Origin of the sequence: Streptomyces sp. NPDC086766 (assembly GCF_044746005.1) — a bacterium.
In the GTDB taxonomy this organism is placed as follows: Bacteria; Actinomycetota; Actinomycetes; order Streptomycetales; family Streptomycetaceae; genus Streptomyces.
This window is the reverse complement of the sequence record NZ_JBIVBI010000006.1, coordinates 311,645-323,283: the sequence shown is the minus strand read 5'-3', so window position 1 is coordinate 323,283 and position 11,639 is coordinate 311,645. Positions and strand designations below refer to the sequence as shown.

Here is an 11,639-nt window from a genome sequence, read left to right as displayed (position 1 = left end):
CTGCTCGTCGGCGGCTTCGTCCTGGCCGTCGGCGCGGCCGTGGCGCTCGCCGCCGGACGGCTGGAGCGGCGGCTCGCCCCACCGCCGCCGGAAAAGCAGAAGACCCCTGTTCAACAGGGGTCTCAGCTGGTGTCCGAGGGGGGACTTGAACCCCCACGCCCGATAAAGGGCACTAGCACCTCAAGCTAGCGCGTCTGCCATTCCGCCACCCGGACAAGGTGTCTGCCGCCCGGGCTCTCCCCGGCGACGAAGGAAACATTACCAGGCTTTCCGACGGCCCCGATCACCCCCCGTCCCCGCGTGAACGGCGCGTGACGGGCCGGGGGCAGCCTTGGGGAGGCGCCGGGGGAGGGGGAGGATGAGGAGGACCACCGGCACGTGAGGTGGACCACCAGCACCCAGCGGGAGGAAGCGGCGTGAGCGAGACGGACACGGCCAGGGGCGTATCGGGCGAGGACGAGGTCGTGGACCTCTGCCGCGAGCTGATCCAGATCGACACCAGCAACTACGGCGACCACTCCGGCCCGGGCGAGCGCCGGGCCGCCGAGTACGTCGCCGAGAAGCTCGCCGAGGTGGGACTCGAACCGCGGATCTTCGAGTCCCACCCGGGCCGGGCCTCCACCGTGGCCCGCATCGAGGGCGAGGACCCCTCGCGGCCCGCGCTGCTCATCCACGGCCACACCGACGTCGTACCGGCCAACGCCGCCGACTGGACCCACCACCCCTTCTCCGGCGAGGTCGCGGACGGCTGCGTGTGGGGCCGCGGCGCCGTCGACATGAAGGACATGGACGCGATGACCCTCGCGGTGGTGCGCGACCGGCTGCGCAGCGGCCGCAGGCCCCCGCGGGACATCGTGCTCGCCTTCCTCGCCGACGAGGAGGCCGGCGGCACGTACGGCGCCCGGTACCTCGTCGACCACCACCCGGACCTCTTCGAGGGCGTCACCGAGGCGATCAGCGAGGTCGGCGGGTTCTCCTTCACCGTCAGCGAGCAGCGGCGGCTCTACCTGATCCAGACGGCCGAGAAGGGCATGCACTGGATGAAGCTGACCGTGGCCGGCACCGCCGGGCACGGGTCGATGATCCACCGGGACAACGCGATCACCGAGCTGTCCGAGGCCGTGGCGCGCCTGGGTCGGCATCGGTTCCCGGTCCGCGTGACCAAGACGACCCGGGCCTTCCTGGACGAACTCGGCGACGCGCTCGGCACCGAGCTGGACCCGGAGGACATGGAAGGGACGCTCGCCAAGCTCGGCGGCATCGCCAAGCTCATCGGCGCGAGCCTGAGCAACACGGCCAACCCCACGCAGCTGGGCGCCGGCTACAAGGTCAACGTCATCCCGGGCGAGGCCACGGCGCATGTCGACGGGCGGTTCCTGCCCGGCTTCGAGGACGAGTTCCTCGCCGACCTCGACCGGATCCTGGGCCCCCGGGTCAGGCGCGAGGACGTGCACGCCGACAAGGCCGTCGAGACCACCTTCGACGGTGCGCTGGTGGACGCGATGCGGTCCGCGCTGCTGGCCGAGGACCCGGCCGCCAGGGCCATCCCGTTCATGCTCTCCGCCGGCACGGACGCCAAGTCCTTCGACGACCTGGGCATCCGCGGCTTCGGGTTCGTGCCGCTGAAGCTGCCGCCGGAGCTGGACTTCGCGGGCATGTTCCACGGCGTCGACGAGCGGGTGCCCGTCGACGGCCTGAGGTTCGGCGTCCGCGTCCTCGACCGCTTCATCGACGCGTCGTGACGCCGTGAGCCGCACGGTAATCGCCCGCGTGTGCGGGAGTTACTGAGAAGAGTGAATGCGACCATAAGCTCGTAGCTCCATTACTCCCTCCTCGTTACAGGTATCGCGATCAGTGAGAGAGATCGCTTTTGCCAACGAGGAGGAATAATGATCAAGAAGATTGTCGCCGCCGCGGCCGCCACCGGCGGACTGGTTCTCGCGGGCGCGGGCCTGGCCGTCGCCGACTCCGGCGCCCAGGGTGCGGCCGTGGGTTCCCCGGGCGTCCTCTCGGGCAACGTCGTGCAGGTGCCCGTCCACGTGCCGGTGAACGTCTGCGGCAACACGGTCAACGTGATCGGGCTCCTGAACCCCGCCTTCGGCAACACCTGCGTCAACGACTGACGTTGCGCCCCGCCCCGTGAGGGTCTGACTCCATCGGCTCCGTGGGGGGTCTGAACCAGTCGGCCCCGGAGCGCGCGCCATGCGCTCCGGGGCCGACCGGTCTCTCGCGCTACGGCATTCCTTCTATCAGGATGCGATGCGCGTTTCCGGAAGGTTCGAGAAAAAAGGTCGAAGGCAGGGATTTCATCACCATGCGACAGGTCACCCGCAAGGGCCTGATGACCGTGGCCGCCGCCACCGGCGTGCTCGCCGCCGCGGGCGGCTACGCCCACGCCGACGCGGGCGCGAGCGGCGCCGCGTCCCACTCGCCGGGCGTGCTGTCCGGCAACACCGTCCAGGCACCGGTGCACGTGCCGGTGAACGTCTGCGGCAACACGGTCGACATCGTCGGGCTGCTCAACCCGGCGGCGGGCAACACATGCGCCAACCACGGCGGCTCCTCCGGGGGGTCGGGCGACTCCGACGACTCCGGCAGCGGGGCGCACGCGAGCGGGCACACCGGCGGCTCGCCGGGCGTCGGCTCCGGCAACCACGTCCAGGCGCCGATCGACGTGCCGGTGAACGTCTGCGGCAACAGCGTCGACGTGATCGGCGTGGGCAACGCCGCCGCGGGCAACGCCTGCGGCAACGCCGGCGGCGGGCACCACACGCCCCCCGGCGGCGGCTCCGGCAACCCGCCCGGAACGCCGGGCCAGCCCGGCAACCCCGGCCAGCCGGGACAGCCGGGCAATCCGGGCAATCCGGCGCAGCCCGGGAACCCGAACACCCCGCCCAGCCCGGGGAGCAGGACGCCGGGCGGCTCGTCGTCCCACGTCAACCACCCCGGCGCGCAGTCCGTCGTCGCTCCGCACGGCGCTGCGCAGCTCGCCCACACCGGCAGTGACCTGCCGATCGGCGTCGCACTGCCCGCGGGGGCCGGGGCGCTGCTGGCCGGCGCCGTGCTGTACCGCAGGGCGCGGCGGGCCTCGGCCTAGCCGGACCGCGTCGGCCCGGCCGGGTCGTGGCGCAGACGACACAGCGGGCCCCGCGTCATGCGGGGCCCGCTGGTGTCCCGGCTCACCACGTGGCGCGCACCTGGCGGATGATCCGCCGGCGCAGCCGCACCCTGCGGCTGCCGTCGCGCAGCAGGCTCAGACGGTACAGCTCCCAGTGTCCGTACTCGGCACGCTCCGTGAGCAGGCGGGTGGTCTCCTTGCGGGACACCCCGCGCGGTAGGTACACGTCGACAAATTCGTATTCCGGCATCGCATCTATTGTGCGGGCTGGGGCCCGGTACGGATAGCGTCTGCACTATGTCTGATGCTGCGCAGCCCACCGTTGCCGAGGTACGCGCCGCCGCCGAGGCGGTCAAGACCGCGCTCGACCGCCACCTGGCCGCGGTCGAACGCAGGTCGGGAGAGGACGACCCGGCCGTCTACGAGGCGTTCAACCAGCTGGCCGCGGCCGCAGAGGTGTACGACGAGCTGCTCTACGACCGTTACGACGAGGTCACGCCCTTCGAGATCCCCGGCGACGACGTGCTGCCGCCGTACGCGGGCCCCGAGGAACCGAGCGCGATCAGTGTGCTGATCCGCCGCGACTACGCCGTGGTCGAGCCGCAGCGGCTGCGGTCCCAGGCCCAGCGGGTGGAGGCGGCCGACTCCGAGGTCGGCGCGAGCCTCGGCGGGGATGCCTCGGACACGGTCCACGGAGCGCTCGGCATACTGTTCGGCGAGTTCGAACCGGACGAGATCGCCTCCAGACACAAGGAGTTCGGCCTGGAGGAGGGCGACTCGACCCTCTGGGTCACGGCCTCGGACGAGCCCGCCGACCCGGGCGACTGGCTGGAGGCGCCCTTCGAGCAGGTCGACCCGGAGGCGGTGGTGTGCCGCTTCGACGTCAGCGCGGTCTTCGACGAGGATCTGGACGCCGACGACGAGGACGGCCCGGAAGACCCGGACGAGGACGACATCGACGACGAGGCGCCCGACGACCTGGCCGACGACCTCGACACCGAGTTCGACACGCATCTCGACGAGGACGAGGACCTGGAGCCGCTCGACGCGGACCGCTGAGTCCGCGCGCCCGACGAGGGCGGGGCCGCGGGGAGGCGTCCCGCGGCCACCGCCCTCGTCCGTGCTCTCAGCCGGCCGCGGGCACCTGCGGGGCGAGCAGCGCGGGCAGCCGGGTCGTCCGGGGCCGGGCCGGGACCTCGGCCACGGCTCTCGGCAGCGCCTGCTCCACGCCCTGCACCACGGACAGATGGCGGCTCGCCCGGCTGAACGCCGTGTAGACCCAGGGGCGGCTCAGCGCCTGCGCCGCGTCCCCGGGCAGCACCACGACCGCCGCCGGCCACCGGCCCCCCGCGGCCTGATGGGCGGTCAGCGCCCACCCGTGCCGTACGCAGCCGTCGACCCGCTCCCTCGGCACGACCACCGCGGCCCCCGCGCAGGACAGGTGCAGCCCCTCGGCGTCGGCCCCCACCACCTCGCCGGGCAGCGTGCGCCCGGGGGCGGGGGAGTAGGCGACGCGGTCGCCCGGGTCGAAGCCGCCGAAGCGGCCCGGGCCCGGGTTGAGCCGCTCCTTGAGCGCCGCGTTCAGCGCGCGGGTGCCCGCGGAGCCGCCGTGACCCGGCGTGATCACCATCGTCTGCCCGGCGGGGACGCCGATCGCCCGGGGCACCGAGTCCGCGACGAGCTGCACGGTCCGGTGCACGGCCTCGCCCGCGTCCCGCACCGGAACGATCACGACCTCCTTGCCGGGCGCCGCCACCTGGGGCAGCTCGCCGACGCCGATGCCCGAGACCAGCTCGCCCAGCGGACCCGGGTCCGGCGTCCGCGAGGCGATCTGCGGGCACACCCGCGCCGCCAGCAGATCCGCGAAGACCCGCCCGGGGCCCACGGACCACAGCACGGCCGGATCCCCGGCCAGCACCAGCCGGGCCCCGTCCGGCAGCGACTCCACCAGCAGGGCCGCCGTCTCGACGTCCAGCTGGGGGGCGTCGAGCACGACGAGGAGGTCCAGGTCGAGCGCACCGTCGGCGTCCCGGCCGGGCCCCTCGGCGCCGGACAGGAGGCCGGCCACCGTGGCGACGGGGTGCGCGGCCGGTTCCGCCGGACCGGCCGGGCGGCCGGACGGGGCCAGGAGGGCCGCGAAGGCGTCCCGGCCGAGCGGGTTGTGCGCGGCGGCCCAGGCGCGCAGGCCGAGACCGTGCGCCTCGTGCACCAGCCGCGCCGGCTCGGCGCGGGAGGCCTCGCCACCGGTGTGCAGCACCAGGCCGTGGCCCGCGACCGCGCGGATCAGCTCGGCGGCGGAACCGTGTGCGGCGGACGCGGCGCGCTCCCAGCCCTCGACCGAACCGTCCTCCTTGGGAACGGAGTTGACCAGTCTGGCCAGTCCGTCGGCCAGGCTCTCCTCGGCCAGCGCGTACCGCTCCAGGCCGACCAGGACGCGCACCGGGCGCTCCTCGTCCGCCTCGCCGCCGGCGTCGTCCTCCGCGTCCGGTGCCGCCGCCCGCTGCCGGGCCGGGGCGCCCGGCTCCTCCAGGGCGTCCTGGAAGACCAGGGCCTCGCCCTCTGCCAGGGTGCTCTGCAGGGCCGCGTCCGGATCGGGGACGCCCCGCTGGGCCAGTGCCGCGGTGAGTGCGGACGCCTCCAGTGCGGTGTGCCCGGCGAGGGCCGCCTGTTCCAGGAGCCAGAGGGTGAAGGCCCGCCCGCGCCGCTCGTCGCCGGGGCCGCACTCCGCGCCGAGCAGTGCCCGGGCGAACCCGTCGGCGTGCTCGGGCCGTACGCCGCTGACGCGCAGCAGCAGCCAGGGGTCGGAGCGGAGCCGGTCGTCCGCGTCCGCACCGAGGACCGCCGCGGCCTGGGGGGCGAGCGGCTCCGGGGCGCCGCCCTCGGCGAGCACCCGGCGCACCGCGTCCACGGCCTCGGGCGGCACGGCCGCGGGCGCCGCGGGCACGGGGGCGGGCCCGGCCGGGGCCGGCCCCGGGCGCCGGGCCGGTTCCGGGGCGGCACGGCGCGGCGCGGGCTCCGGCTCGGCGAAGACGCCGGCCACGGGCTTCTCGCCGCCCTCCACCGCCCGCACCGCGGCGAGCAGGTCGGCCGCCTTGCCGCTGAGCTTGGACCCGCTCTCGACCGGCCCCCTCCTCTCGGCCTTGCGCCGCGCGATCCGCTCCCGCTCGACCCGCTGGGCCGCGAGCTCGGCCTCGGCCTCGGACAGCCCCCCGGCGTCCCCGCCCGCCTCCTCGGCCGTACCGGCGTCCGACTCGTCCGCCGTCGCGGAACCGGGGTCGGTGTCCGCGGGCCCGGCGTCTCCCGCCACCGGACGGACGCCCGCCGCGCCGGCTCCCTCGCCCGCCGCGCCGGGGTCCGCCACGTCGGCTCCCGCAGCCACCGGACCGGCCTCCGCCACGTCCGCCCCCTCGGCCGCCGAGTCCGTGTCCGGGGTCCCCGGTTCGGCCTGCTCCGTGGTCTCCGGGTCCGTGCTCACAGCGTGCTCCAGTCGTGATCGGGATAGCGGTGCACGGGCGCCGACACGTCGTCGAGCGCCCGGCAGATCTCGTAAGGAAGACTAAGCGCCTCCACTGACAACGCCGCCGTGAGCTGCTGCGCGTTGCGCGCGCCGACGATCGGGGCGGTCACCCCGGGCCGGTCCCGGACCCACGCGAGAGCCACCTGGAGCGGGGTGACCGCGAGCCCGTCCGCCGCCGTCGCCACGGCGTCCACGATGCGGCGCGCGGCGTCGTCGAGATACGGCTCGACGAACGGCGCCAGGTGGTCCGAGGCGCCGCGCGAGTCCGGAGGCGTGCCGTTGCGGTACTTGCCGCTCAGCACCCCGCGGCCGAGCGGGGAGGAGGGCAGCAGGCCGATGCCCAGGTCGAGCGCGGCCGGCAGCACCTCGCGCTCCACGCCCCGCTGCAGCAGCGAGTATTCCATCTGCGTGCCGGCCAGCCGGGTCCGCGCGCCCGGCGCCGCGAGCTGCCAGGTCGCCGCCTTGGCGAGCTGCCAGCCGCAGAAGTCGCACACCCCGACGTAGCGCGCCCGGCCGCTGCTGACGGCCAGGTCGAGCGCCTGGAGGGTCTCCTCCAGGGGCGTGTGGGGATCGTAGGCGTGGACGTGCCAGAGGTCGACGTAGTCCGTGCCCAGCCGGGCGAGGGAGGCGTCCAGGGCGGCGAGCAGGTGGCCGCGGGAGCCGTCGAAGCGGCGGTCCGGGTCCGCGACGCCGCCCGCCTTCGTCGAGATGACCAGGTCACGGCGGGGAACCAGCCCCTCGGTGAGCCGCCCGAGCAGATACTCGGCCTCGCCGTCGCCGTACACGTCGGCGGTGTCGACCAGGGTGCCGCCCGCTTCCCAGAACGCCTTCAGCAGGTCCGCGGCGTCGTGCTCGTCGGTGTCCCGGCCCCAGGTGAGGGTGCCGAGGCCGATGCGGGAGACGCGCAGACCCGTACGGCCGAGATGCCTCTGCTCCATGAACGCCGAGATTACTGGCCAGGGGTGGGCCGCGGGTTGCCTGTGGACAACCGATTTCCCGCCCGGGCGACGGCCGTTCGATACCCGGCGCGGCCCCGGCCACGGCCTGCCGTATCCGGGGACCCCGCGCTAGTGTTCCCCGCACAAGGGACGTTACTGATCGGTAAGGGGATGCGGATGCAGCTCGGGATCAACCTCGGTTACTGGGGTGCCGGGATGGACGCGGACAATCTGGCGGTGGCGCAGGAGGCGGACCGGCTCGGCTACGCCGTCTGCTGGGCGGCCGAGGCCTACGGTTCGGACGCGGCCACCGTCCTCAGCTGGGTCGCGGCGCAGACCGAGCGCATCGACGTGGGCTCGGCCATCTTCCAGATCCCCGCCCGGCAGCCCGCGATGACGGCGATGACCGCCGCCACGCTGGACTCGCTGTCCGGCGGCCGCTTCCGGCTCGGCCTCGGCGTCTCCGGACCGCAGGTGTCCGAGGGCTGGTACGGCGTCAAGTTCGACAAGCCGCTCGCCCGCACCCGCGAGTACGTCGAGATCGTGCGGAAGGCGATGACCCGCGAGCGGCTGACGTACGAGGGCGAGCACTGGACGCTGCCGCTGCCCGGTGGGCCGGGCAAGCCGATCAAGCTGACCGTGCACCCGCAGCGCGAGCACATCCCCCTCTACATCGCCGCGATCGGCCCGAAGAACCTGGAGCAGACCGGCGAGATCGCGGACGGCGCGCTGCTCATCTTCCCCTCGGCCGAGCACCTCGAGGAGACGGCCGTCAAGCACCTGCGCGCCGGACGGGAGAAGGCCGGGAAGACCCTGGAGGGCTTCGACGTCTGCCCGACCCTGCCGCTCGCCCTCGGCGACGACAAGGACGTCACCGCCCTCGCCGACACCTTCCGCCCCTACACCGCCCTGTACGTCGGCGGCATGGGCAGCCGCAAGCAGAACTTCTACAACCAGCTCGCCCGGCGCATGGGATACGAGAAGGAGGCCGCCGAGATCCAGGACAAGTACCTGTCCGGCGACAAGCAGGGCGCCGCGGCCGCCGTCCCGCACGAGCTGATCGACCGGACCACGCTGCTCGGGTCCGTGGACCGGATCGCGGACCGGATGAAGGCCTACGCGGCGGCCGGGGTCACCACCCTCACGCTCGCCCCGGCCGGCTTCACGCTCGACGAGAGGCTGGCCGCGCTCCGCGCCGGAACCGAGGCGCTGGAGCGCGCCGGGCTGGCCTGATCCGCGCGGCCTGATCCGCGCGGGAGGTTTTCGCGGCCGTGGTGGGGGCTCGGGGGTCTTCCCCGCCACGGCCGTCACGGAGAACAACGCCCGCGGCCCCGGTCGGTTACGCCCCCGGCGCGAGTTCGTGCTTCCCCCGTTCGGCGCAGTGGTCCGGCACTGCTGTTGCGGGGTCCCCGCGGCCGCACTTGACTCGTTCTTCGCGGAGCCCGGCAGAGAGGTGCCCACGATGCTTTCGGCGAAGAGTCTGTTCCAGGAGATCCTCGACAACGACGAGTCGTTCCGGCTGTTCTGCTCGATCGCGGCCAGCGGGGAGGCGCAGGGCGGCTGGGAGAACGGGCGCATCGCCGCGCTGGTGCCCCCCGGCGAGCGCGCCCTCGCGCCCAGGATCGCCCGCCACGGGGCGGACGAGGACAAGCACGGCAGGATCTTCCGGGCCCTGCTGCGCAAGCGCGGCCTGGAGCCCGTCCCGGTGCCCGAGGAGACCGACTACACGATGCTCCTGGAACGGCACGGCATCGGCCTCGCGCACGAGAAGCTCAAGGGCGACACCCCGCTCACCGAGGAGGACATCGTCGTCTACCTGGCGCACAGCCGGGTCACCGAACAGCGAGCCTCGGAGCAGATGCAGCTGCTGTGCCGGTACTTCGCCGACCGCCCCGACGTGGGCCGCGCGGTGAGGATGATCTCCCACGACGAGGACGCCCACCTGGCCTACTGCCACGAGGAACTGCTGCGCCTCGCGGCCGCCGGGCACGGCCGGACCATCCAGCGCGCGCTGCGCGCCTGCGCGCTCGCCGAGATCCGGATCCACCGCGACGTCAGCCTCGCCGTCATGGCCCGTATGGGACGCATCCTCGGCTGGCCGAGGGCGAAGTCGGCGCTGCTCGCGGCGGGCATCCGGGTCGTCTACGCCTACGAGCGGTTCGCGGGCTGGCACCGCATGGTGAGCCTGTCGATGCCGGACCGGCGCGACGCGCTCGGCGGGCCCGCCGCACCGGCGCCGGAATACGTCTGAGCGCGCCTCCCCCCCCGGCGGCCCGGCGCTCCTCACAGCCAGCCCCGCCGCTTGAACAGCCGGTACAGCAGGACCTCCATGACCGCCATCACCGTGATCACCGCCGGATACGACCAGACCCAGTGCAGCTCGGGCATGTGGTCGAAGTTCATGCCGTAGATGCCGGCGAGCATCGTGGGGATCGCGGCCATGGCGGCCCACGCGGAGATCTTCCGCATGTCGTCGTTCTGCTGGACGCTGATCTGGGCGAGATGCGCCGAGAGGATGTCCGAGACCAGCCGGTCCAGGTTCTCCACCGACTCGTTCACCCGGGTCAGGTGGTCGCTGACGTCGCGGAAGAAGGGCCGCGCCCGGTCCTCCACGAAGGGCACGCCCGTGCCGAACGTGCTGCCCGCGCCCGTGCCCGCCAGCCGGGACATGGGCAGCGCCAGCGGTCCGGTGGCCCGGCGGAACTCGGTGATCTGCCGCTTGAAGTTGTAGATCCGGGACGCGGTGTGGCGCGAGCCGCCGCCCTCCGGCGAGAAGACCTCCGCCTCCAGCTCCTCCAGGTCCGTCTGGAGCTCGGTCGCCACGTCGAGGTAGTGGTCGACCACGCTGTCGGAGATCGCGTACAGCACGGAGGTGGGGCCCCGGCCGAGCGTCTCCGGCTCCTGCTCCAGCCGCTGCCGCACCGCGGCCAGCCCGCCGCCCTCGCCGTGGCGGACCGTCACCACGAACGAGTCGCCGAGGAAGACCATGATCTCCCCGGTGGAGACCGTGTCGCTGCGCGGCTCGTAGAGCACGGGCTTCAGCACGACGAACAGCGAGTCGTCGTACACCTCCAGCTTGGGCCGCTGGTGCGCCTTCAGGGCGTCCTCGACGGCCAGCGGGTGCAGCCCGAACTCGTCCGTGACGTGGCCGAACTCCTTCTCGCTCGGCTCGTGCAGGCCGATCCAGACGAAGCCGCCCGCCGCCCGCGCCGTGTCGAGTGCGTCGGAGAAGTCCTCGGGGCCCTCCGTCCGGTGCCCGTCGTGATAGATGGCACAGTCGACGATCACAGAGCGTGTCCTCCTTTCGCCCGGCCCCCGCCGGTGTTCCCCCTACGCCTACCCTGGGCCGCATGCCCACGCTGATCCTCGTTAGGCACGGACGTTCCACCGCCAACACCGCCGGACTGCTCGCCGGCTGGACGCCCGGCGTCGCCCTGGACGAACGCGGGGCCGCGCAGGCCGCCGCGCTGCCCCGGCGACTGGCCGAGCTGCCCATCGCGGAGGTCGTCACGAGCCCGCTGCAGCGCTGCCGGGAGACCCTGCGACCGCTGCTCGACGCCCGGCCCGGCCTGACCGCGCACACCGACGAGCGGATCGGGGAGTGCCACTACGGCGACTGGTCCGGACGCAAGCTCGCCGAGCTCAAGGACGAACCGCTGATGGAGGTGGTGCAGGCGCACCCCTCGGCGGCGGCCTTCCCCGGCGGCGAGTCGATGCGCGCGATGCAGACCCGCGCCGCGGAGGCCGTCCGCGAGTGGAACGCGCGGGTGGAGCGCGACCACGGCGCCGACGCGGTGTACCTCATGTGCTCGCACGGCGACATCATCAAGTCGCTCGTCGCGGACGCGCTCGGACTTCACCTCGACCTGTTCCAGCGGATCTCCGTGGAACCCTGTTCGGTCACCGCGATCCGGTACACCCGGTTGCGGCCCTTCCTCGTACGGCTCGGCGACACGGGCGATCTCGCGTCCCTCGCGCCCCGCGAGGAGCCCCCGGGCGACGACGCACCGGTCGGGGGCGGCGCGGGCGCACCGTGATCGTCGGCCGCAGTAGGGTGAAGCGGTCA

The 11,639-nt window shown here is 73.7% G+C and carries 11 protein-coding genes and 1 tRNA gene; 7 read left to right on the top strand and 5 right to left on the bottom strand.

Features of this window, described 5'->3' with window-relative positions; genetic code table 11:
• Window positions 1–127: 127 nt before the first annotated feature.
• Window positions 128–215: transfer RNA gene (locus ACIPM1_RS14435), tRNA-Leu, on the bottom strand.
• 201 nt (window positions 216–416) lie between these two features.
• Between ACIPM1_RS14435 and ACIPM1_RS14430 the strand changes: the two genes are divergently transcribed.
• The 3 genes from ACIPM1_RS14430 (at window position 417) to ACIPM1_RS14420 (ending at window position 3,097) form a co-directional block, all read left to right on the top strand.
• Window positions 417–1,742 carry a M20/M25/M40 family metallo-hydrolase gene (locus ACIPM1_RS14430; RefSeq protein WP_402433633.1) on the top strand — a complete coding sequence of 442 codons (1,326 nt, stop codon included), beginning with the start codon at window positions 417–419 and terminating at the stop codon, window positions 1,740–1,742.
• A gap of 147 nt (window positions 1,743–1,889) precedes the next feature.
• The gene (gene chpH / locus ACIPM1_RS14425; RefSeq protein ID WP_356195367.1) at window positions 1,890–2,123 is read left to right on the top strand and encodes a chaplin ChpH; all 234 of its coding nucleotides are present in this window, start codon (window positions 1,890–1,892) and stop codon (window positions 2,121–2,123) included.
• A gap of 191 nt (window positions 2,124–2,314) precedes the next feature.
• On the top strand, window positions 2,315–3,097 hold the full coding sequence (locus tag ACIPM1_RS14420; RefSeq protein ID WP_402433630.1) for a chaplin: 783 nt from the start codon (window positions 2,315–2,317) through the stop codon (window positions 3,095–3,097).
• Between the two features lie 82 nt (window positions 3,098–3,179).
• Here the strand turns inward: ACIPM1_RS14420 and ACIPM1_RS14415 are convergent, their stop codons facing one another.
• Complete coding sequence (locus tag ACIPM1_RS14415; protein WP_356195371.1) at window positions 3,180–3,368, bottom strand: DUF5703 family protein; 189 nt, start codon at window positions 3,366–3,368, stop codon at window positions 3,180–3,182.
• Window positions 3,369–3,415: 47 nt separating this feature from the next.
• Here ACIPM1_RS14415 and ACIPM1_RS14410 point away from each other — a divergent pair, with 47 nt between their 5' ends.
• Window positions 3,416–4,177, top strand: coding sequence for a hypothetical protein (locus tag ACIPM1_RS14410; protein WP_402433626.1), 762 nt, complete (start codon window positions 3,416–3,418; stop codon window positions 4,175–4,177).
• A 67-nt stretch (window positions 4,178–4,244) separates the two neighbouring features.
• Here ACIPM1_RS14410 and ACIPM1_RS14405 read toward each other — a convergent pair whose 3' ends face one another.
• Window positions 4,245–6,593, bottom strand: a complete 2,349-nt coding sequence (locus tag ACIPM1_RS14405) for an ATP-binding domain-containing protein (RefSeq protein ID WP_402433623.1) — start codon at window positions 6,591–6,593, stop codon at window positions 4,245–4,247.
• A complete protein-coding gene (locus ACIPM1_RS14400) occupies window positions 6,590–7,573 on the bottom strand; it encodes an aldo/keto reductase (protein ID WP_402433620.1) in 984 nt (327 codons plus the stop codon). Before ACIPM1_RS14400 ends, ACIPM1_RS14405 begins: the two co-directional genes overlap by 4 nt.
• Window positions 7,574–7,750: 177 nt before the next feature.
• Between ACIPM1_RS14400 and ACIPM1_RS14395 the strand changes: the two genes are divergently transcribed.
• Together ACIPM1_RS14395 and ACIPM1_RS14390 are read left to right on the top strand one after the other, a co-directional pair.
• Window positions 7,751–8,806 carry an LLM class F420-dependent oxidoreductase gene (locus ACIPM1_RS14395; protein ID WP_356189910.1) on the top strand — a complete coding sequence of 352 codons (1,056 nt, stop codon included), beginning with the start codon at window positions 7,751–7,753 and terminating at the stop codon, window positions 8,804–8,806.
• Window positions 8,807–9,035: 229 nt separating this feature from the next.
• A complete protein-coding gene (locus tag ACIPM1_RS14390; protein ID WP_402433617.1) occupies window positions 9,036–9,824 on the top strand; it encodes a ferritin-like domain-containing protein in 789 nt (262 codons plus the stop codon).
• A 32-nt stretch (window positions 9,825–9,856) separates the two neighbouring features.
• Here ACIPM1_RS14390 and corA read toward each other — a convergent pair whose 3' ends face one another.
• Complete coding sequence (gene corA, locus ACIPM1_RS14385; protein ID WP_402433614.1) at window positions 9,857–10,861, bottom strand: magnesium/cobalt transporter CorA; 1,005 nt, start codon at window positions 10,859–10,861, stop codon at window positions 9,857–9,859.
• Between the two features lie 62 nt (window positions 10,862–10,923).
• Here corA and ACIPM1_RS14380 point away from each other — a divergent pair, with 62 nt between their 5' ends.
• Window positions 10,924–11,610: a histidine phosphatase family protein gene (locus ACIPM1_RS14380; protein ID WP_356189915.1), complete on the top strand. Its 687-nt coding sequence runs from the start codon at window positions 10,924–10,926 to the stop codon at window positions 11,608–11,610.
• Window positions 11,611–11,639: the final 29 nt, after the last annotated feature.

Excerpts from the sequence above, each read along its gene's own strand:
- chpH (WP_356195367.1), top strand. The coding sequence starts at position 1,890 with ATGATCAAGAAGATTGTCGCCGCCGCGGCCGCCACCGGCGGACTGGTT.
- ACIPM1_RS14420 (WP_402433630.1), top strand. The coding sequence starts at position 2,315 with ATGCGACAGGTCACCCGCAAGGGCCTGATGACCGTGGCCGCCGCCACC.
- ACIPM1_RS14415 (WP_356195371.1), bottom strand. The coding sequence starts at position 3,368 with ATGCCGGAATACGAATTTGTCGACGTGTACCTACCGCGCGGGGTGTCC.
- ACIPM1_RS14410 (WP_402433626.1), top strand. The coding sequence starts at position 3,416 with ATGTCTGATGCTGCGCAGCCCACCGTTGCCGAGGTACGCGCCGCCGCC.
- ACIPM1_RS14400 (WP_402433620.1), bottom strand. The coding sequence starts at position 7,573 with ATGGAGCAGAGGCATCTCGGCCGTACGGGTCTGCGCGTCTCCCGCATC.
- ACIPM1_RS14395 (WP_356189910.1), top strand. The coding sequence starts at position 7,751 with ATGCAGCTCGGGATCAACCTCGGTTACTGGGGTGCCGGGATGGACGCG.
- ACIPM1_RS14390 (WP_402433617.1), top strand. The coding sequence starts at position 9,036 with ATGCTTTCGGCGAAGAGTCTGTTCCAGGAGATCCTCGACAACGACGAG.
- ACIPM1_RS14380 (WP_356189915.1), top strand. The coding sequence starts at position 10,924 with ATGCCCACGCTGATCCTCGTTAGGCACGGACGTTCCACCGCCAACACC.